The organism is Tenacibaculum sp. MAR_2009_124, from assembly GCF_900105455.1.
In the GTDB taxonomy this organism is placed as follows: domain Bacteria; phylum Bacteroidota; class Bacteroidia; order Flavobacteriales; family Flavobacteriaceae; genus Polaribacter.
This window is the reverse complement of sequence record NZ_FNSF01000001.1, coordinates 1,342,041-1,366,250: the sequence shown is the minus strand read 5'-3', so window position 1 is coordinate 1,366,250 and position 24,210 is coordinate 1,342,041. Positions and strand designations below refer to the sequence as shown.

Annotated in this window: 22 protein-coding genes and 1 pseudogene; 17 read left to right on the top strand and 6 right to left on the bottom strand. The window is 32.1% G+C overall.

What is annotated here, in order from left to right; genetic code table 11:
- Positions 1 to 2: 2 nt before the first annotated feature.
- On the bottom strand, positions 3 to 974 hold the full coding sequence (locus BLW23_RS05075; RefSeq protein WP_093668134.1) for a KpsF/GutQ family sugar-phosphate isomerase: 972 nt from the start codon (positions 972 to 974) through the stop codon (positions 3 to 5).
- A gap of 138 nt (positions 975 to 1,112) precedes the next feature.
- Between BLW23_RS05075 and recQ the strand changes: the two are divergent.
- The 4 genes and pseudogenes from recQ (at position 1,113) to BLW23_RS05055 (ending at position 5,616) form a co-directional block, all read left to right on the top strand.
- Positions 1,113 to 3,310: pseudogene (gene recQ, locus BLW23_RS05070) on the top strand (DNA helicase RecQ).
- A 17-nt stretch (positions 3,311 to 3,327) separates the two neighbouring features.
- Complete coding sequence (locus BLW23_RS05065; RefSeq protein ID WP_218134030.1) at positions 3,328 to 3,756, top strand: VOC family protein; 429 nt, start codon at positions 3,328 to 3,330, stop codon at positions 3,754 to 3,756.
- Between the two features lie 3 nt (positions 3,757 to 3,759).
- Positions 3,760 to 4,350 carry a YdeI/OmpD-associated family protein gene (locus BLW23_RS05060; RefSeq protein WP_093668132.1) on the top strand — a complete coding sequence of 197 codons (591 nt, stop codon included), beginning with the start codon at positions 3,760 to 3,762 and terminating at the stop codon, positions 4,348 to 4,350.
- A gap of 90 nt (positions 4,351 to 4,440) precedes the next feature.
- A complete protein-coding gene (locus tag BLW23_RS05055; RefSeq protein WP_093668131.1) occupies positions 4,441 to 5,616 on the top strand; it encodes an aspartyl protease family protein in 1,176 nt (391 codons plus the stop codon).
- A gap of 361 nt (positions 5,617 to 5,977) precedes the next feature.
- Here BLW23_RS05055 and BLW23_RS05050 read toward each other — a convergent pair whose 3' ends face one another.
- A complete protein-coding gene (locus BLW23_RS05050; RefSeq protein ID WP_093668130.1) occupies positions 5,978 to 6,349 on the bottom strand; it encodes a DUF4258 domain-containing protein in 372 nt (123 codons plus the stop codon).
- Positions 6,350 to 7,409: 1,060 nt separating this feature from the next.
- Between BLW23_RS05050 and BLW23_RS05045 the strand changes: the two genes are divergently transcribed.
- The 6 genes from BLW23_RS05045 to BLW23_RS05020 all read left to right on the top strand — a co-directional run bounded on the left by BLW23_RS05045 (position 7,410) and on the right by BLW23_RS05020 (position 13,132).
- Positions 7,410 to 7,955 carry a YybH family protein gene (locus BLW23_RS05045; RefSeq protein WP_093668129.1) on the top strand — a complete coding sequence of 182 codons (546 nt, stop codon included), beginning with the start codon at positions 7,410 to 7,412 and terminating at the stop codon, positions 7,953 to 7,955.
- 40 nt (positions 7,956 to 7,995) lie between these two features.
- The gene (gene lysA / locus BLW23_RS05040) at positions 7,996 to 9,276 is read left to right on the top strand and encodes a diaminopimelate decarboxylase (RefSeq protein ID WP_093668128.1); all 1,281 of its coding nucleotides are present in this window, start codon (positions 7,996 to 7,998) and stop codon (positions 9,274 to 9,276) included.
- A gap of 23 nt (positions 9,277 to 9,299) precedes the next feature.
- Positions 9,300 to 9,575 carry an acyl carrier protein gene (locus BLW23_RS05035; RefSeq protein ID WP_093668127.1) on the top strand — a complete coding sequence of 92 codons (276 nt, stop codon included), beginning with the start codon at positions 9,300 to 9,302 and terminating at the stop codon, positions 9,573 to 9,575.
- A gap of 347 nt (positions 9,576 to 9,922) precedes the next feature.
- A complete protein-coding gene (locus tag BLW23_RS05030) occupies positions 9,923 to 11,509 on the top strand; it encodes a class I adenylate-forming enzyme family protein (protein WP_093668126.1) in 1,587 nt (528 codons plus the stop codon).
- Position 11,510: 1 nt separating this feature from the next.
- A complete protein-coding gene (locus tag BLW23_RS05025) occupies positions 11,511 to 12,389 on the top strand; it encodes an alpha/beta fold hydrolase (RefSeq protein WP_093668125.1) in 879 nt (292 codons plus the stop codon).
- A gap of 11 nt (positions 12,390 to 12,400) precedes the next feature.
- Positions 12,401 to 13,132 carry a DUF6733 family protein gene (locus BLW23_RS05020; protein WP_093668124.1) on the top strand — a complete coding sequence of 244 codons (732 nt, stop codon included), beginning with the start codon at positions 12,401 to 12,403 and terminating at the stop codon, positions 13,130 to 13,132.
- Positions 13,133 to 13,199: 67 nt separating this feature from the next.
- Here BLW23_RS05020 and BLW23_RS05015 read toward each other — a convergent pair whose 3' ends face one another.
- The 4 genes from BLW23_RS05015 to BLW23_RS05000 are packed head-to-tail and all read right to left on the bottom strand — an operon-like array spanning position 13,200 to position 16,981.
- Complete coding sequence (locus tag BLW23_RS05015; RefSeq protein WP_093668123.1) at positions 13,200 to 14,399, bottom strand: alanine dehydrogenase; 1,200 nt, start codon at positions 14,397 to 14,399, stop codon at positions 13,200 to 13,202.
- Positions 14,396 to 14,812 carry a tRNA (adenosine(37)-N6)-threonylcarbamoyltransferase complex ATPase subunit type 1 TsaE gene (gene tsaE / locus BLW23_RS05010; RefSeq protein ID WP_093668122.1) on the bottom strand — a complete coding sequence of 139 codons (417 nt, stop codon included), beginning with the start codon at positions 14,810 to 14,812 and terminating at the stop codon, positions 14,396 to 14,398. The genes BLW23_RS05015 and tsaE overlap by 4 nt, the downstream gene beginning before the upstream one ends.
- A gap of 38 nt (positions 14,813 to 14,850) precedes the next feature.
- Positions 14,851 to 15,393, bottom strand: coding sequence for a DUF1287 domain-containing protein (locus tag BLW23_RS05005; RefSeq protein WP_255362737.1), 543 nt, complete (start codon positions 15,391 to 15,393; stop codon positions 14,851 to 14,853).
- 40 nt (positions 15,394 to 15,433) lie between these two features.
- On the bottom strand, positions 15,434 to 16,981 hold the full coding sequence (locus BLW23_RS05000; RefSeq protein WP_093668120.1) for a T9SS response regulator signal transducer PorX: 1,548 nt from the start codon (positions 16,979 to 16,981) through the stop codon (positions 15,434 to 15,436).
- 130 nt (positions 16,982 to 17,111) lie between these two features.
- Between BLW23_RS05000 and BLW23_RS04995 the strand changes: the two genes are divergently transcribed.
- The 7 genes from BLW23_RS04995 (at position 17,112) to sucD (ending at position 24,125) form a co-directional block, all read left to right on the top strand.
- Positions 17,112 to 18,362 (top strand): HD domain-containing protein, encoded by a 1,251-nt coding sequence (locus tag BLW23_RS04995; RefSeq protein WP_093668119.1) that lies wholly within the window; start codon positions 17,112 to 17,114, stop codon positions 18,360 to 18,362.
- A gap of 58 nt (positions 18,363 to 18,420) precedes the next feature.
- A complete protein-coding gene (lpxD, locus tag BLW23_RS04990; RefSeq protein ID WP_093668118.1) occupies positions 18,421 to 19,461 on the top strand; it encodes a UDP-3-O-(3-hydroxymyristoyl)glucosamine N-acyltransferase in 1,041 nt (346 codons plus the stop codon).
- Positions 19,454 to 20,845, top strand: coding sequence for a bifunctional UDP-3-O-[3-hydroxymyristoyl] N-acetylglucosamine deacetylase/3-hydroxyacyl-ACP dehydratase (locus BLW23_RS04985; RefSeq protein ID WP_093668117.1), 1,392 nt, complete (start codon positions 19,454 to 19,456; stop codon positions 20,843 to 20,845). Before lpxD ends, BLW23_RS04985 begins: the two co-directional genes overlap by 8 nt.
- 6 nt (positions 20,846 to 20,851) lie before the next feature.
- Complete coding sequence (gene lpxA, locus BLW23_RS04980) at positions 20,852 to 21,637, top strand: acyl-ACP--UDP-N-acetylglucosamine O-acyltransferase (protein WP_093668116.1); 786 nt, start codon at positions 20,852 to 20,854, stop codon at positions 21,635 to 21,637.
- Between the two features lie 11 nt (positions 21,638 to 21,648).
- Positions 21,649 to 22,215, top strand: a complete 567-nt coding sequence (gene efp, locus BLW23_RS04975; RefSeq protein ID WP_093668115.1) for an elongation factor P — start codon at positions 21,649 to 21,651, stop codon at positions 22,213 to 22,215.
- Between the two features lie 39 nt (positions 22,216 to 22,254).
- Positions 22,255 to 23,175 carry a UDP-3-O-(3-hydroxymyristoyl)glucosamine N-acyltransferase gene (locus BLW23_RS04970; protein WP_093668114.1) on the top strand — a complete coding sequence of 307 codons (921 nt, stop codon included), beginning with the start codon at positions 22,255 to 22,257 and terminating at the stop codon, positions 23,173 to 23,175.
- Between the two features lie 74 nt (positions 23,176 to 23,249).
- Entirely contained in the window at positions 23,250 to 24,125 is an 876-nt protein-coding gene (gene sucD / locus BLW23_RS04965; RefSeq protein ID WP_093668113.1) for a succinate--CoA ligase subunit alpha, read from the top strand.
- The last annotated feature ends 85 nt before the right edge of the window (positions 24,126 to 24,210 follow it).

The window sequence follows — 24,210 nt, the reverse complement described above, 5'->3', positions numbered from 1 at the left end:
ATTTAAAATATTCCTTCTTTAATTAAATCGTGTAAATGAACAACACCTACATATTCATCAGTATTATCAGTAACCAATATTTGAGTAATACTATTATTTTCTAAGGTATCCAAAGCATCAACAGCCATGGCATCTACATGAATAGATTTAGGGTTTTTACTCATAATATCATTAGCTGTAAGTTCGTCTATTTTGGTTGTTTTACTTAGCATACGTCTAATATCGCCATCGGTAATAATACCAATCACTTTATTTTTATCATCTACAACAGCCGTGACACCCAATCTCTTCTCAGAAATTTCAATAATTACTTTGGTAATGGTATCTGAAGAAGAAACCTTCGGAATTTCATTGTTTTCTATTAAATCTGAAACACGTAAATATAAACGCTTCCCTAAAGCTCCACCAGGATGATATTTAGCAAAATCACTGCTAGAAAAACCTCTTAATTGCAATAAGCATACAGCTAAAGCATCTCCCATAACCAATTGTGTCGTAGTACTTGTAGTAGGTGCTAAGTTATTAGGGCAAGCCTCTTTTTCGACATAAGAATTTAAAAGAAAGTCTGCATTTTTACCTAAAAAAGAATCTGGATTTCCAGTGATAGCAATAATTTTATTGCTTGAATTTTTTATCAAAGGAACCAACACTTTTATTTCAGGAGTGTTTCCACTTTTAGAAATACATATAACAGTATCATTTTTTTGAACGTTCCCTAAATCTCCATGAATTGCATCGGCTGCATGCATAAAAACGGCAGGCGTTCCCGTTGAGTTTAAGGTGGCTACGATCTTTGTTCCGATGTTTGCACTTTTACCAATTCCAGTAACGATAACTCTACCATTGGAATTTAGAATAAAGTTAACCGCTTCAGCAAATGATTTGTCTAATAAATTTACTAAATTAGCAACAGCATTACTTTGCAAAAGGATAGTCTCTTTAGCGGATGAAAGGATATCATTATAATTTTTCAAGGTGTAAAATTTAAATGTCGAATGAAGTTGTAAAAATAGAAATATTTTAGCTATCATTTCTCATAAAATAAAGATTATCCCTTTTTATCGGGATTTTTTTATAAATTAGTTTTAGTTTTTAATTTTGTTCTAAAAAAGATGGATATAGAGCAGTCGGATTTGTATAAATCGTTAAAGAAAATTTTTGGATTCAGTAAATTCAAAGGTTTACAAGAAGGTGTTGTGAATAACATCTTAAATAACAAAAATACTTTTGTGATAATGCCAACGGGGGCGGAAAATCACTTTGTTATCAATTGCCAGCGCTTATGAAAGAGGGAACCGCTATTGTGATTTCTCCTTTGATAGCTTTGATGAAGAATCAGGTAGATGCCATAAGAGGTATATCTGAGAATCATGGTATTGCGCATGTGCTAAACTCTTCGTTAAATAAAACGGAAGTAAATCAAGTAAAAACGGACATTGAAAACGGTATCACAAAATTGCTATATGTAGCACCTGAATCATTAATTAAAGAGGAATATGTAGAGTTTTTAAGAGCTCAAAAAATCTCTTTTGTAGCCATTGACGAAGCGCATTGTATTTCGGAATGGGGGCATGATTTCAGACCTGAGTATAGAAATTTAAGAAGTATTATAAAACAAATAGATAATGTTCCCATTATCGGATTAACAGCAACAGCAACTGAAAAGGTTCAGGAAGATATTCTGAAAACCTTAGGAATGTCTGATGCGAGTGTCTTTAAAGCTTCGTTTAATAGACCTAACTTATTTTATGAAGTGAGGCCAAAGACGAAAGATATTGAAAAAGATATTATAAAATTTATAAAACAGCACACCAACAAATCTGGAATTATCTACTGTTTGAGTAGAAAAAAGGTGGAAGAAATAGCCCAAGTACTTCAGGTAAATGGTGTTAATGCGGTTCCATATCATGCAGGTTTAGATGCAAAAACAAGAGCAAAACATCAAGACATGTTCTTAATGGAAGATTGTGATGTTGTAGTAGCTACCATTGCTTTTGGTATGGGAATAGATAAACCCGATGTTCGATTTGTTATACATCATGATATTCCAAAAAGTTTAGAAAGTTATTATCAAGAAACAGGAAGAGCTGGAAGAGATGGAGGAGAAGGTTACTGTTTAACTTTCTACTCATATAAAGATATTGAAAAATTAGAGAAATTCATGGCGAATAAGCCCGTTGCCGAACAGGAAGTGGGACATGCATTACTGCAAGAAGTTGTTGGTTATGCGGAAACGTCCATGAATAGAAGAAAGTATTTACTTCATTATTTTGGAGAAGAATTTGATGAAGTAAAAGGGGAAGGAGCGGATATGGATGATAATATGCGTAACCCAAAGAAAAGATCGGAAGCGCAAGATGAAGTTGTCAAACTATTATCTGTGATCGTTGATACTAATGAAATGTATAAACCAAAAGAAGTAGTAAATACTATAATTGGTAACGAAAACGCTTTATTAAAATCGCACAAAACACCTTCTCAGCCTTTCTTTGGAATAGGGAAAGATAAGGATGTACATTATTGGAATGCCTTAATACGCCAAGTATTAGTAACTGATTTTATTAGAAAGGAAATTGAACAATACGGTGTATTGAAAATAACGAAAGAAGGAAAAGAGTTTATAAAGAATCCTTCTTCTTTCTTAATGACAGAAAATCATGTATATGCAACCGATGATGATGGTACGATTATAACGAATACAAAATCTTCTAGAGGCGGTGTTGATGCCAAATTGGTAGCAATGTTAAAAGATCTAAGAAAAAAAGTAGGTAAAAAGTTGGGAGTACCTCCTTTTGCTGTTTTTCAAGATCCTTCTATTGATGATATGGCTTTAAAATATCCAATATCACTGGAAGAGTTATCAAAAGTTCATGGAGTAGGTGAGGGGAAAGCTAAAAAATATGGGAATGACTTTATAAAGTTAATTTTAGCTTATGTAGATGAAAATGAAATTGTTCGTCCTGACGACCTAATTGTGAAGAGTACTGGAGTTAATTCTGGATTGAAATTATATATTATTCAGAATACTGATAGAAAACTTCCCTTAGAAGATATAGCAAGTTCAAAAGGGCTTCAAATGTCAGAGCTGATAAAAGAAATGGAAGCAATTGTGTTTTCTGGAACGAAATTAAACATAGACTATGCTATAGATGATTTGTTTGATGAGGATCAGCAGGAAGAAATATATGATTACTTCATGGAGGCTGAAACCGATAAAATTCAAGAAGCAATGGATGAATTTGACGGAGACTATGATGATGAAGAACTTCGATTAATGAGAATAAAATTTACCAGTGATATAGCAAATTAACATGTAACTTTATTATTATGAAATTAAATACCTATCTTCATTTTAATGGTAATTGCGAGGAAGCGATGAACTATTATGCAGATGTTTTAGGAGGAGATATTACGATGATGATGCCTTTTAAAGATGCTCCAGAAGAAGTTCGAAAGGACTTACCAGAGTCTGTTTATGAATTGATTATGCATTCAACTCTTGAAATTGGTGATAGAGCTATTTTAGCTTCCGATTTTGTAAGTGATAAAGAGCCATTTAATAATGGAAATAATTTTGCAGTAAGTATAAATACTGATGATGAAGATGAGGCTATAGCCATTTTTAATGGTCTTTCAGAAGAAGGAAAAGTACTAATGCCATTAGAGCCTGCTTTTTGGGGAGGTAAATTTGGAATGTTGTGTGATAAATTTGGCGTTAACTGGATGCTTTCATTAAATGATAATTCTCATGCATAAATAATGGATGCAAGAATAACCGATTACATAAATAAAAATATGAACTGGACGCAGGAGTTAAATCTCCTGCGTTCTGTTTTATTGGAATTAGGCTTGAAAGAGGATGTGAAATGGGGAATTCCAGCATATATTCATAAAGAGAAAAACATCATGGGGATGTCAGCCTTTAAAGGTTATATTGGTATTTGGTTTCATCAAGGAGTCTTTTTAAAAGATGATCATAAAGTTTTAATAAATGCCCAGGAAGGAAAGACAAAAGCCATGAGGCAATGGAGGTTTAATAATATAACCGAAATTGATGTTGACTTGGTTAAAGAGTACGTCCTTGAAGCGATGAAAAATTCCGAAGAAGGAAAAGTAATGAAAGCCCAAAGAAATACTAAGCCTTTACTAGTTCCAGAAGAATTGGAGAAATTATTTATAGAAAATGCTGAAGTTAAAATAAAATTTGAAGCGTTTACTTTAAGTAAAAAAAGGGAATTCACGGACTATATTTCTGAAGCTAAAAGAGAGAACACAAAACTAAAGAGAATTGAAAAAATTATTCCTTTAATTGTAGCTGGAATCGGTTTGCATGATAAATACCGAAAGTAAAAATGGATTAACATTAATTAACATTTTTTTGCATCGAGTAACTTTTTAGTGTTTTTTACTTTTGTTAATTTGTAATATAAATAAGTTAGCATGAAACAATACAGTTTTCTTTTACTTCTCGTTTTTGTAGGTACCACAAAATTACTTAGTCAAGTTGTGGAAATCCCCATGGATATTGAACCAGGCGGACATACTTTTATTAAAGTAAAAGTCAATAATTTGGATCGAGAGTTAGATTTTGTTTTCGATACTGGGGCTACAGCTGATTTAATTGATAAGAAAATTGCAGATGAAATTGGAATAAAAGGAAATTACCAGCAAAAAATAGATGGAGCTTCGGGTGTTGAAAGCTATGATATTGCTCTTAATCAAACGTTACACTTAACGAACAGGGTTAAATTTGATAATACGAATTTAGTATTGAAAGATTTATCCAATTTAAATAATGTATTTGGGAAACATTTGGATGGGATTATGGGCTATTCTATACTATCAAAATACATTACAAAAATAGATTATGAAAACAACAAATTGATACTTTATAATAAATTAAGAAATGTTGATTTAGATGGTTTTACTAAAATTCCATTTTCTTTTAATCGTGGCATTCCCATTCCTCAGTTCAATATCAATTATACACTAACAAACGGTGAAAGTTATACAGGCTCAATACTTTTCGATAGTGGAGCAGGGTTAACTTTATTGGTAAACACTCCATTTGTAACCGAGAACGGTATTAGAAATAAAGTGGATAAAATTATTCGTAATGAATCTCAAGGTCTGGGTAGTTCGTCAGTTTCTGAAATTATTAGAATAAAATCACTTACTATAGGAGAATATACTTTTGAAGATCTAGCTATTTCTTTGTCAAATAGTAAAGGTGGTGTTACAGCCATGCCTGAATTTATGGGGATTATGGGGGCTAAAATCATAAAAAGATTTACGATAGTTTTAGATTATGATAAAAAAGAACTTTACTTAAAACCAAATAAGCTTTATTCAGAACAGTTCAAATTTCCATTAACAGGAATAAAGCTAAAAAAGGACGGAAAAGATATTCTAGTTGCTGGAGTAGATAAAAGTACTCCTGCTTACAAAAAAGGGCTAAGAATTGGTGATAAAATTCTGAGAATAAATGATGAAAACAGGACTCTATCGAAATACAACGAACTTCTAACAAAGAAAGGTAGCAGAGTAACAATAGAATATATTAACCAAAAAGGGCAGAAAAAAATAATATCATTAGTTTTACGGGATTTGTTATAGCCCTTTAAAACTGGTTATGTATAAATAACAAGGCCGTAAAGAAGTATTTCTTTGCAGCCTTGTTGTTTTTTAGAATAGCTTAACTCATTGAATGAGATTAAAATGCTCTGGGATTTGTATTGAATTTTTTAAAATATTGATCTTGTATACTTAAAATGGTAACTTGAAGTTAGGTTACGGCTAAGTATTAAAATTCACGCTGTATGAAATTTTTTATAACTGAATACTGCTTTCTGTGAACTCTTTTAAACTCAAAAAGTTTAAAAGAGTTCTATGAATATTTTATTTCGTAAAAACCACGCGAACTAATATTCCATGATAAAAAAAACATCAGAAATTATAAAAAGACAATAGTCTTGCCTTACTTTAAAAATATATCTTTAATGGTAGCTGTAGAGTCACAACGAACCACGTAAACACTCATAGACTCTAAGCTGTCTTTTCCTGTAATATAATACTCAGCACAAGGTTTTTGCCTAGGTTTGCTTTTAGAAAAGTCGACATCGCCTCTTGTAAGGACGGCAGTTATATAAGAAGTATCGATGTTTTTTAATTGTAATACTTCTTTAGCGTTATTCGAATAAATACGCTTTTTTATTCGAATTGATTTTAATGTTCTAGCATCCATTCCGTAATCGAATGTTACTTTTTTATTTTTCCAAAAGTAGAGAACAGCCATTGATCCAAGAGCCACACCGATAAAATAATAACCAAAACGTTTTAGTAACTGCATAATTTATATTTACTGGGCAAAAGTAGAGATAAATATAATGTTCTACTAACAAATAAATCGAAGAATTGTATTGTTTTGTTGTTTTTCTGTTTGGTGAAATTTTTACATTTTACGATTAGCAAATATATTAATGCATCTATATATTCAAAAATATAGCCTTTAATATAGATAATGAGTGGTATTTAATAGTCTGTTTTTTAACTATTAATTAATGTTTATATGATCTTTAATTAATTTTAATATTGTATATGTCTCAAACTAGACATATTATGTTGTTTTTGCTCTAATCAATACTTCAAACATACGTCACCAAAGTTTTTGAGAATTTTACCTAATTATGTTTGCCGGACTTAATTGTTTTACAATAAGCTACTTGTAATTGAGACATTAATTTTTTTAATGAATCTATTTTTTTAAGTAAAAAACAGTAGTCTAAATAACCTTTTGTACTCCCCCTTGTAATTGTTTATTGACTTTTTTAATTCTATAAAGAAGAAATGAGTTAATAATTTCGGTAAAACTATTAGTGATTAAATCAATAAAAAATATTTAAATAATATGCGAAAAGTAAAAAAGAATTTGGTCTTCTTGACTGAGTATTTAAAGAGTTTAGGGAGATACTTTAGGGGGAAATCACACTATTTATTCCAAACGTTTTTAGGGAATTATATTTGGTGTCAATACGCTCCAATTAAAGTTTAAATTATCATATTTTTCAACTGTAAATTAGAAGCTTGTTAGCTCTATTTCAGAGCCGTAACTTAGGTGCTTAACTCTCTGTGTTCTTATTAAGAAATTATAGGGTTATGAAGCAAAAGTGTAATTAATTAACCTTTATTAGTGTGATAAATACAAAAAAAGTGTTAATAAAATGTAAGCTCTAAAAAATTACAACGACAACAATTACAATTCTATAAAAAGATTTTACGGGGAAATAAAAACAACTATCAATTAACATTCGATAGAAAGCTATTCTATTGTCTTTTTTTAACCTTTTTTTCTTCCTCATAAGTTTCTTTTTAAGGATCTAAAACCAATTTATTAATTAAAATTTATTACCATGAAAACAAAAAAAGCAAGAGTCATTATCCTTGTAGGTTTATCCGTGCTAATCGGAACCATGATTTATTCGTTTAAAGAGTCTAAATCACTAAGAAACATCGAGATTAAGTACAAAAATTCCGTCGTTAGCTATTATGGCTCAAACCAATTTTCCAAACAAGATCTGTTAGTAAATGCGAAACTTATTGACATAGCGGATAGACGGTTTGAAACAAAGTGGGTAAACAAAGATCCAAAAGGTATTTCTGAAGAATATACAACGGTTGGTGCTGTATTCATGAAGCCAGGTAAAAAGCCTAGATTGGGTAGAGCTGATATCGAAAAAGAGTTTAAAGAAAGTGTTAAAGGTGTTGACAGAGTGGCATTTTTTCAGGACGAATTAGAATTCTTTGGTGATATGGATGTAGCATTTCAAAGATGTCATATGCTTGGATATGTAAACACTCAAAAAGAGCACATTTTTGAAGGGTCTTATATCATCCTTTGGAAAAAAGAAAATGGCAAATGGTTAATCGAGTATGATATGTTTAACTCGGACAAATAAGAAAATATTATAATAATAGAATTCATTTAAAAACCCTTTTATGAATATAAATAACTTAAGGCTTCTAAAAGCCGCAAGACTGCATGGCACGCCATCATACCTTTACGATGGTGAACAAATTATCAAAAATTATAAAAGTTTAAAGAACGCTCTTCCTGAATTTGTGGATGTATTTTACGCGCTTAAGGTAAACCCAAATGTATCATTAGTACATTTACTAAGAACTAAGGGAGCTTGTACCGAAGTGTGTTCATTAACAGAAATGGAAATTGCCTTAAAAGCAGGATCTATACCGGAAGATATTATCTTCTTAGGTCCTTGTAAAAAGGAATATGAACTTAAAAGAGCGTTAGAATTAAACATTTTTGCTTTAGTAATTGAGTCTGAAACAGAATTAGAACGTGTTTCAAACTTAGCAAAGGAAATGGGAGTTACCGCAAACGTAGCGATTCGATTGAACCCTGATTTTTCCGCAGATGGATCTCCATGGAAAATGGGAGGAAGGCCTACTCAATTTGGAATCGATGAAAAACACGCAGTTGAAAATTTCGGAACGTATTTACAGGTACCTAATATAAACATTAGAGGGATACATGTATACAATGGCACGAGTATTTTAGATGCAGAATCTGTATTCCAAAACACCAGATACATTTTGAATTTATATGATACCATAACTAAAAAATACGGAACGAAATTCAGTATGGTTGATGTAGGAGGTGGAATGGGAATTCCTTATTTCGCAAATCAAACACCTTTAGATATTCAGAAGTTTGAAGACTTGATGAAGCCTTTGTTTGAGGAATTTCATGCAACATACCCTGAAACTAGAATTATTATGGAATCTGGTCGATTTATCTTAGGAACAGCTGGTTATTTGGCTGTGGAGGTAAATAACATAAAAGTAAACCATAATAAAACTTTTGTTATTACAGATGGGGGAACCAACTGTCATTCAGCAGCTGCTGGTTCAGGACGTGTTGTAAAGAGAAACTTCCCAATGGAGAATATTTCTGCTGATGTGGACGCTAAAGAGTTTGAATACCAGGTATCAGGGCCATTATGTAGTCCTGATGATATTTTAGGTAGGAATATAAAATTAAAAGAAGTGAATGTTTCTGATATTTTGGTTGTAAAATCATCAGGAGCCTATGGACCTACTTCTTCTCCAGGATTGTTTCATAGTCATGGGTTTCCTGCTGAAATATTAGTTTATAACGATGAAATGCACCTTATCAGAAAGAAAGATAAACCTAAGGATATGATAGAGAGACAGGTTCTGGTAAATTTCAATGTTCAAACCCCAGTATTAGACAAATAAAATACAATTAAAACTAAGCAAAAATGAGTAATTCAGATATACTAAATATAATTAAAGATGGTTTAATGGATAGTATTCCTAACTTGAACTATGATGCCATAAAGTTAAATTCTCACTTAAAGAATGACCTAGGAATAGATTCTTTGTCATCTATGTTTTTTTTAACTTATTTAGAAGATAATATTCAAGGATTCGAAGTGAATCCAGATACAATTGAAGCAAGACATTTTAATACATTACAAACTATTTATGATTATGTAATGGGTTCATTGAGTCTTGTAACTACTGAAGTTGAATAAATAAGGTTAATTAATAAAACACTTTTTCACTTTTAAGTTAGTGTAATACTAAATGAATTCGTTTAAACGAGTTCAATATACTATACCATTTACAATCTGAAATTACCCCATTAAAATGCCTTTTTTTCATTTCTTCTTCAGTAGAAAAAGAAAGATAAACTAAGGTTGTTTATAAGGTGTATAAGGAATAAAAAACAAAGATTTTCTTTTACAGTAATTTGAAATCATAAATGGTAGAGCAGGGATATTATTGCCTTGTTAGTATCATAAAATCTTTTATCAAAAAAGGTTCATGGGATATCTATGCCTAATTTGAAGTGAAAAAGTGCTTTGTAAAAAGCATACAAATGATAACACAGTTATACCAATTATTAGATCGTAGTGCTGCGAATTTACCTAATAAAACAGCAGTAACTTATGGTGACACTAAGTTCACTTTTAAAGACATTGAAGAGAAATCGAATCAACTGACAGCATACTTACAAAGTATTGGAGTCAAAAGAGGGGATAGAATAATTATACTATTTGGAAATACAATAGAAACGGTAATTTCGTTTTGGAGTATTTTAAAAGCAGGAGCAATTGTTATTCCTTTAAGTGCAGAGTTAAAACCCGATAAAATAGACTATATTATTAATGACTCTCAAGCTAAAGTTCTGTTTACGAATCAGATTATTCTAGAAGAAAATTTAGAATTACTAGGGAATGGTAGTTTGGAAAAAGTAATCGTACCGAAATTGCCTGAAAGCCTAAGAAGTAATTTTGTTGAAGGATTTGAGTCTGCAATTTCAAATGCAAGCAAAAGCTTTAACCCTGTAGGTAATTTAAGTGTTGATTTGGCATCAATTATATATACTTCTGGTTCAACAGGAGAACCGAAAGGGGTTATGCTAACTCATCAAAATATGATCACAGCAACGCATTCATTAAATACGTATTTAGGATACAATAGTAATGATAAAGTGTTATGTGTATTGCCACTGTCTTTTGATTATGGTTTGTATCAAATGATTATGTCAATATCCACTGGAGCCAATCTTCTTCTTGAAAAAGAATCTACCTGGCCTATTTTCTTATTGAAAAAAATTGAGAAAGAAAAAGCTACAATTCTTCCGGCAGTTCCTACTTTGGTAACGTTACTACATGATCAGGACAAAAATAAAAAGTTCAATTTATCAAGTATTCGTAAAGTAACCAATACTGGTGCAGCACTTACTAGAACCAATATAAAAATGGTGCAACATATTTTTGAAAATGCAGAAATTTTCTCAATGTATGGACTTACAGAGTGCAAAAGGTGTACGTATTTACCACCAGAAGATATTGATAAAAAGCTAAATAGTGTGGGGATAGCCATTCCTAATACTGAATTGTGGTTAGTTGATGAAAATGACCATAAAATTGAAGAAGCAAATACTATCGGCCAGCTCGTAATTAGAGGAGCAACAGTGATGAGAGGGTATTGGAATAAACCTGAAAAGACTGCGGAAAAATTAAAAGACGGCCCTATTATGGGGGAAAAAGTTTTATATACTGGAGATTACTGCTCTTTAGATGAAGATGGGTATTTGTACTTTAAAGGTAGAATGGATCATATCATAAAATCTAGAGGGATAAAAGTGAGTCCAAAAGAGGTTGAAGATTTTATAGGAACTATTGAGGAGGTAAATTCTGTAGCTATCGTAGGAGTGCCTCATAGTAGTTATGGTGATGTTTTATATGCATTCGTTGTTCTGAAAGATGGAATGGAGATAAGTGAAGACCATATAAAAGGTATATGTAAAAATAACCTTGAAGCATTCAAAGTTCCAGAATATATTTCAATTATATCAAGTTTGCCGAAAACCATTAACGGAAAATTCGATCTTATAGGTTTAAAAGAAAGAGCCTTGAGCGAAGTTGAGCAAATGGAAGGAAAAGTGAAAATTTCGTGATATGAGTAACTATATCGAAATTGAAGTAAACAACTTTACTTTTAGAGGTAAGAGTTGGGGAGATGCAAATTGCTCAAATCGAATTTTAGCTATTCATGGATGGTTAGATAATGCAAATACTTTTGATAAAATAGCTCCAGAACTTTCTAAAGATCATTATGTTATCGCTATTGATTTGGCTGGACATGGTATTTCTGATCATCGAAGTACAAATGCTAATTATTATTTATGGGACCATGCTATCGATGTTCTTAATTGCCTAGATGCATTGCAGTGGAAAACCTGCACATTAATTGCTCACTCACTTGGTTCTGGGGTTGCGTCATTAGTTTCTGGCGCTTTTCCAAATCGCATTAATAAATTAATTTTTATTGATGGGCTAGGGCCACCATTTATTAATAATAAAAATGAAATCGTAACAAATTTCACAAGGGCATATAAGCAATTTAAAATGGCACAAAAAGCCCAATTGTATGGTTTTTCGAAACAGGATTCGGTAACATTTATTAATAGAAAAGAAGCCATTCAAAATAGAGTAGATAATAGAATAAGCCCTATTTCATATAAAGCAGCTTCTATACTTATTGAACGCGGACTAAAAAAAGTGTCAGGGGGCTTTAGATGGTCACATGACCCTAAAGTTGTTCTTCCAGAATATTATAGAATAACCGAAGAGCAAGTAGTGCAGTTTATCAAAAAAATTACATGTAAAACTAGAATTATTTTAGGTAAACAAGGACTCTTTTCTACTGGCTTATTCAGTTCAAGAATCGAAAACTTTAGAAACGTCGACATTCAATGGATTGAAGGTGGACATCATATACATCTTGAAAAAGAACATGGACATGTTTCGGAATTAATCAACTCATTTTTAAACTAAACCTTATAATTATGAAAAAATCAATCGTAACCTTAGTAATAGTATTTTTAATAACAAGTGTAGCATATTCTCAAGATAATACAAAAGAGAAAAAGAATAAAACTAGTTTTGCCGCTAAAATTATTCATAACAGTGCAGCAGGGTTTTACCCAATATTTTTCGCAAACTTTGAAACCAACAAAAAGTTTGATATTACCATGTATAGCATTTTTTGGACAAATGGAGCTTTTGGGAATTTAAATTCTGGAAGTGACCTTTTATTGGAAGTAGCTGCAGGTATTGGATTCAAAGCATTTAATGATAAGTTATACTTAAATCCGTCTATCGGATTTGCCAGTGGTAAGTTTTTATCAAATAGTACAGGAACTAGGTTAGGTGAAGGAATTATACCTAGTCTTTACGTAAATTATGGTGATTCTATTATAGATTTTGAAGGATATATAGCGTATTATAAATCCATAAGAGATAATGCAAATATTTTGACAAAAGATTACGTTTTAAATTGGTTAGCACCTGGAATTAAGGTGAGTGATCGCGTAGTAGTAGGAGCATTTTATGAAACTTTGGATATAACAAGAAACGAGGGAGCTGAAAACCTTCAAATATATCAATGGTTAGGAGGATCGTTAAAGCTAAAGCTTGATAATGGAATTGTTTTCAGAATGTCGGGAGGATCAGTATTAAATACAGATGTATCGCAAAGTGATGAGTTTTACAAAGTGTCTGCCTTTATACCTTTCTAAAGTAAAGCCAACAATTTAATGAATTTTGATAATAGGTGTGTAGCTTAATAGTACACACCTATTTATTTTATAAAAACAATAAGTTAATATCTCTGTAAGGTAGATCAAACCAATCCGCTACGGTTTTGTTTGTAAGAATTCCATGATAAAAATACATGCCATTTCTTAAGGATTTATCAAATCTAGCGGCATTTTCGAAGCCACCATCTTCGGCTATTTGAAGGATATAAGGTGTGAAAATATTACTAATAGAAAAAGAGGCGGTTCTTGCATACCTAGAAGGTATATTAGGAACACAGTAATGAATAACACCATTATCAATAAAAGTAGGATTGCTATGTGTTGTAACTTGTGAGGTTTCAAAGCACCCACCTCTATCAATACTTACATCAACAATAACGGCTCCATCTTTCATTTGTTCGATCATTTGTTTTGTTACAACAACAGGAGATCGATCTTCACCTCTTAAAGCTCCAATAGCAACATCACATCTTCTAAGTGCCTTAAGAAGTGTTTTAGGTTGAATGGTTGACGTGTAAATAGGAGAATGTATACAGTTTTGTAGTTTCCTTAAACGTGATATGGAGTTGTCAAATACCTTAACTCTCGCACCCAATCCCACTGCAGATTTGGTTGCAAATTCTCCAACAGTTCCAGCTCCAATAACAACAACATCGCTAGGAGGAACACCTCCTATATTCCCTAATAACAATCCGTTTCCTCCATTTGCGTTCGACATTAATTCCGAAGCAATATGCATGGTAGCAATCCCTGCTATTTCGCTTAAAGATTTTACTATCGGATAAGTTCCCAGTTCGTCTTTTATATAATCAAAAGCTATTGCAGTAATTCTTTTCTTTGCTAACGCCTCGAAATACTTCTTCTTTTGAGTTTTTAATTGAAGAGCAGAAATTAAAACGGACTGTGGAGTTAACATTTTAATTTCGTTTAATGAAGGTGGCTCAACTTTGAGTACAATATTACATCCAAAAACCTCTTTAGTATCATAAGAAATTTTTGCACCTGCATCAGAATATTCTTTATCACTATAGTTAGCACCATCACCGGCACCAGTTTCTATAACAATTCTGTGTCCATGTGCGACTAAGGCAGAAACAGCATCAGGTGTTAGACTAATTCGCTTTTCCTCGAAATGAGTTTCTTTAGGTATTCCAATAAACAACTCCCCCTTTTGCTTTTTTATTTCAAGCATTTCGGGTTGCGGTATTAATTGTTCCTTTGTAAATGGAGATGATATTGAACTCATGAGTTGGTTTTTAATTGAATGTTACGCTGACCATCACTTAATTGGGTAATTTCAACAATAACTGATTCTAAAGGTAGTAAATTTTTTACATTCTGTGGCCACTCGATAAGGCACCAATGGTTACTATAAAGGTAATCTTCAAGGCCTATATCATACGCTTCTTCTTCATTTTCGATTCGGTAGAAATCAAAATGAAAAACAGAAGAGTCTTGATTCGTTTTATATTCATTTACAAGAGAAAATGTAGGAGAGTTCGTAACATCTTCAACTCCAAGTAACTTACAAAGTTCTTTGATTAGAGTTGTTTTACCAACACCCATTTCCCCATAAAATAAAAGTGTTTTACTCTTAGCATTTTCAATAACCATTTTAGCTATTGAATGAAGCTCATTTAAAGAATAGTTTTTATTCATAAGAACAAAAATAAATAACTTAACTATGTAATAAAAATTTAGTTTGGATATCTGTAATGCCCAATAATTTTATAGTCAAATAAACAATCGGCAATTACTTGTCCACTGCCAATATTATGAACGATTAAATATCTCTCTTTATCCTTTGATTTTTTGTTTATTACAATACCAATATGAGTTACGCCACCATATAAATTCCAGCAAACAATATCACCAGGTTTATAGTCTGATGAGTTCTTCGTAATTTTTTTTACAAGTCCTTTTCTTTTAAAGAAAATCATAAGGTTAGGAACTCTTCTGTGGTCAATATTAGTGTCAGTCCTTTTTAATCCCCATATGTTAGGATATAAATGAAAGTTATGTTTCATTTCTTCGTGGACTAGTTTCTGTAAATCAATACCTAATTTTCGAAATGATCGAATAACAACATCGGTACACACCCCTTTATTTAAAGGGATGTCCCCGTTTGGATACGTTATAGAAAAATAGCTAGGATCATAAGTTACTTCATCTTTTGTTATTGAAATAGCTGCATCGCTTAAGGTTACTTCATCTTTTTGCGAATAACAAAAAGAACTCATAAAAAGTACGATGAAAACTATCTTTATCTTCTTCATAAAATTACTTAGGTGAATAAATACTACAAGGAATAATAATTTCTTCTAACGATACTCCTCCGTGCTGATAAGTGTTTTTATAGTATTTGACAAAGTGATTGTAGTTATTTGGATAGGCAAAGAATAAATCTTCTTTTGTAAAAATAAAAGGGCTATTAATAGCTACCGCAGGTAAAAATATATCTTTAGGATTTTTAACGGCAAACACATCTTTATTTTCATATGATAAACTTCTACCTGTTTTATAACGTAAGTTAGAGCTTATGTTTTTATCTCCAATTACTTTTGTTGGCGTTTTACAGTTAATAGTTCCATGATCTGTTGTGATGATCAGTTTTTGACCAAGTTTTTGGGCTTTCTGAATCATTTCAAACAAAGGAGAGTTTTTAAACCAGCTTACTGTCAATGATCTATAAGCCTTGTCGTCTCCAGCCAATTCTTTAATAACTTCCATCTCCGTTTTGGCATGAGATAGCATATCTACAAAATTATAAACAATAACCGTTAGATCATTTTGTTTTGTGGTGTTATAATTATCGGCAAGATCTTTACCGGCTTTTAAAGTTGTTATTTTATGAAAACTATGCTTAATATTTAATCCTAGTCTTTTTATTTGAGATTCTAAAAACTCTGCTTCAAATAAATTTTTTCCACCTTCATCAGTATCATTTTTCCAATACTGCGGATACCTTTTTTCCATTTCCGAAGGCATTAAACCAGAGAATAATGCATTTCTAGCATACTGAGTCGCCGTTGGTAATATACTGAAGTACGAGTTTTCTTCTTCCTTTTTATAATAGTTATTGATAAAAGGTTCTAGAATTCTATATTGGTCGTAACGCAGGTTGTCAATAACGACTAACAAAACACCTTGATCACTTGAAAGGTTAGGAACCACATAATCTTTAAATAAAGTATGCGAAAAAGTAGGGCTATCATCACCGTTTAGCCAATTTTGATAATTTTTCTTAATAAATTTAAAAAACTGTGTATTCGCTTCTGTTTTTTGAGATTTCAAAATCTCTAACATACCGCTATCATCAATATCTTCAAGTTCTAATTCCCAATGAACAAGTTTTTTATACATGTCAATCCAATCTTCATAAGAATTAACCATAGCTAAGTCCATGGCTATTTTTCTAAATTCTTGTTGATAATTAGAGGTTGTTTTTTCAGAGATTAATCTTGAATGATCGAGATTCTTTTTTAAACTTAATAGTATTTGATTAGGATTCACAGGTTTTATTAAATAATCTGCAATTTTAGATCCAATGGCTTCTTCCATAATATATTCTTCCTCACTTTTTGTAATCATAACAACTGGAAGATTTGAATTAATTTGTTTGATAGAAGACAACGTTTCTAAACCTGTAATTCCAGGCATATTTTCATCAAGAAAAACGATATCAAAATTTTGTTCACCTACCAAATCTATGGCATCAGCACCATTGGTACATGAAGTTACCTGGTAATTTTTTTTTTCTAAAAATAAAATATGAGGTTTTAGTAAATCTATTTCATCGTCAACCCAAAGAATATCAATTTTTCGCATAAAGAATGTTTAATATGTGCTAAATAAACGTTTAAATTCAGTTTTCTTGTATGTATAAAAGCTAAAAATAAGTTAATAATACCGATAGTAATTTGTTTTTATTAATTAATTGTAATTCTTTTGCTTAAAATTGAAGGATTTAACTATTTTGACTAAGATATACACGAACAAATTAAAAATATTAAATGATCCGGTTTACGGATTAATTTCAATACCAAACACTTTAATTTTTGACATTATTGAGCACCCATATTTTCAACGATTGAGAAGGGTTACTCAAATGGGACTTTCGAACTTGGTTTACCCAGGAGCGAACCATACAAGGTTTCATCATGCTATTGGATGTATGCATCTTATGGAGAAGGCAATACGCGTTCTACAGTCAAAAAATGTATCAATTTCTGAAGATGAATGTAATGCCACATGTATTGCTATTTTATTGCATGACATTGGTCATGGAGCATTTTCTCATGCATTAGAGCATAGTATTGTCAGTGGTATTTCTCATGAAGAAATTTCATTAAAATTTATGAGAGCTTTAAATGTAGAATTTGAAGGGAAACTTGATTTGGCTATTGAAATTTTTGAAGGAAAGTATTCTAGGAAATTTTTATGTCAGCTTATCTCGAGTCAGTTAGATATTGATCGCTTAGATTACTTAAAAAGAGATAGCTTTTATACAGGTGTAGCCGAAGGTAATGTTTCATCAGAACGAATAATAACGATGATGAATGTGGTGGATGATGAGCTTGTCATAGAAGAGAAAGGTATTTACTCTGTAGAGAAGTTTATAATAGCAAGACGTTTGATGTATTGGCAGGTGTACTTGCATAAAACAGGACTTGTAGCTGAAAACATCTTAGTAAGTCTCTTAAAAAGAGCAAAGGAGCTAGCTAGTAAAGGAGTAGAGTTATTTGCCAGTAAGGCACTTAAACATTTTTTGTATACAGAAATAACTGAAGACAATTTTACCGAAGATACACTAGAGGTTTTTGCTAGATTAGATGACTATGATGTTCTATTATCTATTAAAGAGTGGATTAGCCATGATGATTTTGTTTTATCAAGTTTGTCAAAAATGATTATCCACAGAGATTTGTTAAAAATAGAGTTGCAAGAAAAACCTTTTACGGAGGCCTATCAAAATAAAATAAAAGGAAGGTTTAAGGAAGAACTTGGGCTTGCTGATAATGAATTAGAATATTTTGTGTTTTCTGGTAGAATCCGTAATCAAGCATACAATACAGAGAAACCGATAGTGATTTACACGAAAAAAGGAAAGCTTAAAGATATAGCCAAAGCATCGGATCAATTAAATGTACAAGTTTTAACCAAACAAGTAACCAAATATTTCATGTGTTATCCTAAGATGCATGTGTAATCTATGAACTTTTAGTTGATAGAATGTAATTAAACAAAAATAACTACTTTTGCCATTAATGAAATTTACAGCAAAACAAATAGCAGAGATTTTAGAAGGAGAGGTTGTAGGAAGTCCAGAAACTGAGGTTTCAAAATTATCTAAAATAGAAGAAGGTGAAGAAGGATCATTAACTTTTTTGTCAAATCCGAAATACACACCGTATATATATACAACACAAGCGAGTGTAGCCATAGTTAATAAAGATTTATCTTTAGAAAAAGAGGTTAGCGCAACCTTAATTAAGGTGGAAGATGCTTATAAAGCTTTTTCGAAGTTGCTAGCGTTTTATAATGAAGTTAAGAATAATAAATCAGGACGTGAAAACCCTCACAGTATATCAGATTCAGCTAAAATCGGCGAAAGTGAATATATAGGGGCTTTTTCATATATAGGTGACAACGTTACCATTGGAAATAACGTTAAAATTTATCCTAATTCCTATATAGGAGATAATGTAACTATAGGAGACAATTGCACATTCTTTGCTGGAGTGAAAATATATTCTGAATCACAAATAGGGAACAATTGTAAAATTCACTCAGGAAGCGTTATAGGTTCTGATGGATTCGGGTTTACTCCAGATGAAAATGGTAATTATAAGGCTGTTCCTCAAATAGGAAATGTTATCATTGAAGATAACGTTGATATTGGTTCCAATTGTACTATTGACAGAGCAACATTAGGGTCAACAGTTATTAGAAAAGGAGTTAAATTGGATAATCAAATTCAAATAGCTCACAATGTAGAAATCGGAAAAAACACGGTAATAGCGTCTCAAACGGGTATTGCTGGTTCAACGAAAGTTGGAGAGTTTTGTATGATTGGAGGTCAGGTTGGAATTGTTGGACATATTATTATAGGGAATAATGTGAGGATTCAAGCCCAATCCGGAATAGGAAGAAGTTTAAAAGATGGAGACGTTGTTCAAGGATCTCCTGCTTTTGGGTACTCAGACTACAATAAGTCTTATGTGCACTTTAAAAATTTACCGAATATAGCAACAACAATTCATAAAATTGAAAAAGAGTTGAATACTCAACGAAACAAAAATGAGTAAAAAGCAAACAACAATTAAAACTGAGATTACATTATCAGGTGTAGGATTACATACAGGTAATGATGTTACAATGACTTTTAAACCAGCTCCAGAAAACAATGGGTTTGCCTTTGTTAGAGTAGATTTAGAAGGAAAGCCAACAATTGAAGCAAGGGCAGAATATGTAACAAACACTCAAAGAGGAACTAACCTAGAAAAGAATGGTGTGCAAATTCAAACATCTGAGCATGTTTTGGCCGCTGCCGTAGGTTTAGGAATTGACAACCTTATTATTGAGATGAATGCATCAGAGCCTCCAATTATGGATGGATCATCGAAGTATTTTATTGATGCACTTGAAAAAGCTGAAATAGTAGAGCAAACAGCCGAGGTTCGTGAGTATGTGGTGAAAGAAATAATTTCATACAAGGACGAAACAACTGGAAGTGAAATTATTTTGATGCCAGCTGATGAGTATCAGGTGACTACCATGGTTGATTTTGGGACTAAAATTTTAGGTACTCAAAACGCTACGTTAAATTCTATTTCAGATTTTAAAGAAGAAGTTTCTCAAGCAAGAACATTTAGTTTTTTGCATGAAATAGAAATGTTATTAGAGAATGATCTGATTAAAGGAGGAGATTTGAACAATGCTATTGTATATGTAGATAAGGAATTATCCGATGAAACAATGCAACGTTTAAAGAAAGCATTTAAGAAAGACAAGATTTCGGTGAAATCTAATGGTATTTTAGACAACTTAACTTTACATTGGGCAAATGAAGCAGCACGTCATAAATTACTTGATGTAGTTGGAGATTTAGCCTTGGTTGGAACCAAAATAAGAGGAAAAGTTATAGCGAATAAACCAGGGCATGCAGTGAATACTCTGTTCGCAAAAAAATTAGCAAAGATAATCAAGCAGGAAAAAAGAAATAATGTTCCTGTATATGATTTGAATCAAGAGCCTTTAATGGATATTCATAAAATTATGAGTATTCTTCCACACAGACCTCCATTTTTGTTGGTTGATAGAATAATAGAGCTTTCCGATACCCACGTTGTCGGAATGAAAAATGTTACTATGAATGAAAATTTCTTTGTAGGTCATTTTCCAGGTGCTCCAGTTATGCCAGGTGTTTTACAAGTAGAAGCAATGGCGCAATGTGGAGGTATTTTAGTTTTAAGTACTGTTCCAGATCCTGAAAATTATTTAACATATTTCATGAAGATGGATAATGTTAAGTTCAAACAAAAAGTATTACCTGGTGATACTTTAATTTTTAAAGCTGATTTAATAGCTCCAATCAGAAGAGGTATATGTCATATGCAATCGTATGGTTATGCAAATGGAAAGTTAGTCTGTGAAGCACAATTGATGGCTCAAATATCAAAAGTAAAATAAAACTCTATGAATCAACCTTTAGCGTACGTTCATCCTCAAGCTAAAATAGCGAGGAACGTGGTAATCGAACCTTTTACAACTATTCATGCAAATGTAGAAATAGGTTCAGGTACTTGGATAGGGTCTAATGTTACTATTATGGAAGGAGCACGAATAGGAGAAAATTGTCGAATTTTCCCTGGGTCAGTTGTTTCTGCTATACCTCAGGATTTAAAATATAATGAAGAGGATACTTCAGTAATTATTGGTAACAATGTAACAATAAGAGAATGTGTTACCATTAACAGAGGAACTACGGATAGAATGAAAACGGTAGTTGGTGATAACTGTTTAATTATGGCATATAGTCATATTGCACATGATTGTATGGTCGGTGATAATTGTATTTTCTCAAACAATACAACACTTGCTGGGCATGTAAATGTCGGAAATAATGTAGTTTTAGCTGGTATGGTAGCCGTACATCAATTTGCATCAGTAGGAAGTCACGCTTTTGTAACAGGAGGCTCTCTAGTTCGAAAAGATGTACCACCATATGTTAAGGCCGCTAGAGAACCTTTATCATACGTAGGAATAAATTCCGTTGGATTAAGAAGACGAGGATTTGATACTGATAAAATTAGAGAGATTCAAGATATTTATAGAATATTATATCAAAAGAATTATAATAACACTCAGGCTGTAGCAATAATAGAAGCTGAAATGGAAGCGACTTCAGAAAGAGACGAAATTTTACAATTTGTAAAGGATTCTCACAGAGGAATTATGAAAGGTTATTTTAAAGCAAGTTAAAAAAATATATAATGGCAACAACATCAGATATAAAAAAAGGATTATGCATTAAGTATAGTCACGATATTTTTAAAGTTATTGAGTTTTTACATGTAAAGCCAGGAAAAGGTCCTGCTTTTGTAAGAACAAAATTAAAAAGTGTTACCTCAGGGAAGGTAATTGATAACACTTTCTCAGCTGGACATAAAATAGAAGAGGTAAGAGTAGAAACTCACAAATTTCAATTTTTATATGCGGAAGGTGAAGATTATCACTTTATGAATACTGCTGATTATAATCAAATTACCTTACAGAAATCGGTATTGGATGCAGCAGATTTAATGAAAGAAGGTGAAATTGTAACTGTGTTAATTAACACAGAAGACGAATCTCCTTTATCTGTAGAAATGCCTTCTCATGTGATTTTAGAAATAACACATACCGAGCCAGGTGTTAAAGGAAATACAGCAACAAACGCAACAAAACCAGCTACCGTTGAAACAGGAGCAAGAATAAATGTTCCTTTATTTATCAACGAAGGTGATAAAATAAAAATAGATACCGAAAAAGGTGCCTATACAGAACGTATTAAAGAATAAAATTTATGATTCCCGCGAATAGCGGGAATTTTAATTTGTATGAGATTTAGCAAAGCCCAAAACTTAAAAGGAATAGCATCTTTAATCGATGCAGAATATGTAGGAGATGAAAACTTTGAAATTACTGGGATTAATGAAATTCATGTAGTTGAAAAAGGAGATATTGTTTTTGTTGATCATCCTAAGTACTATGATAAGGCCTTAAATTCAAAGGCAACCACGGTGTTAATCAATAAAAAAGTTAAATGCCCAGAAGGTAAAACTCTATTAATTTCTGAGGATCCGTTTAGAGATTTTAATAAACTAACCATACATTTTAACCCATTTATTGCTTCAAAGCAAAGTATATCTGATACGGCAGTTATAGGAATGAATACCACTATTCAGCCTAATGCTTTTATTGGCGATAATGTCATAATTGGTAAAGATTGTATTATTCATGCCAATGTTGTTATCAATAATAATTGCATTGTTGGAGACAATGTAATTATTCATTCAAATACTGTGTTAGGAAGTGATGCCTTTTATTATAAAAATAGACCAGAAGGTTTTGATAAATTAATATCAGGGGGTAGAGTTGTTCTTGAAAATGGAGTAGAACTTGGAGCCTCTTGTACAATTGATAGAGGTGTTACAGGTGATACAACCATTAAAGAAGGAGCCAAAATTGATAATCAAGTTCATATTGGACATGATACAGTAATCGGTAAAAAATGTTTAATAGCAGCTCAAACAGGAATTGCTGGTTGTACCGTAATTGAAGATGAAGTAACCATTTGGGGACAGGTTGGTATCGTAAGTGGAATAACAATTGAAAAAGGTTCGGTATTAATGGCGCAGACAGGAGTTTCGAAATCCTTAAAAAAAGGTACTTATTATGGAACTCCACAAAGAGAATACAGACAAACTTTAAGAGAAATAATTCACTTAAAAAATGTAACTAATAGAGACAAAAACTAACATAAATTTAATTGGAAAAACTCAATTAAAAGATTATTTTTGTCTGACTTTTTAAAAATTTAAAAAACAAACCAATGAGTGTTTTAGTAAATAAAGATTCAAAAATTATAGTGCAAGGCTTCACTGGTAGTGAAGGAACTTTCCATGCTGGTCAAATGATAGACTACGGAACTAACGTAGTTGGAGGAGTAACTCCAGGAAAAGGAGGACAAGAGCATTTAGGAAAACCTGTTTTCAATACAGTTGATGACGCTGTTCAAAAAGTAGGAGCTGATACATCTATTATTTTTGTACCACCTGCATTTGCTGCTGATGCTATCATGGAGTCAGCTGAAGCTGGAATTAAAGTAATTATTTGTATTACTGAAGGAATTCCTACAGCTGATATGGTAAAAGTAAAAGCATATATCGACGCAAAAGAAGACTGTACTTTAGTTGGACCTAACTGCCCAGGAGTTATTACTCCAGAAGAAGCGAAGGTTGGAATTATGCCAGGATTCATTTTCAAAAAAGGAAAAGTTGGTATAGTTTCTAAATCAGGTACTTTAACTTACGAAGCTGCTGACCAAGTAGTGAAGCAAGGATTTGGTATTACTACTGCAATTGGTATTGGTGGAGATCCAATTATTGGAACTACTACAAAAGAAGCAGTAGAGTTATTAATGAATGACGACGAAACGGCTGCCATTGTAATGATTGGTGAAATTGGTGGTAACCTAGAAGCTGAAGCTGCTAGCTGGATTAAAGCTGACGGTAATCGTAAGCCCGTTGTTGGTTTTATCGCTGGACAAACAGCACCTGCTGGTAGAACAATGGGGCATGCTGGAGCGATTGTTGGTGGGGCCGATGATACTGCACAAGCAAAAATGAAGATATTAGCTGAAAATGGTGTTCACGTTGTTGAATCTCCTGCAAAAATTGGAGAAATGGTAGCTAAAGTATTAGCTTAAGCCATTAACTATTTTATAAAATACGTTAAATTAACATAATTTAACTCTTAAAAATCCGTTGAATGATTAAATTCGACGGATTTTT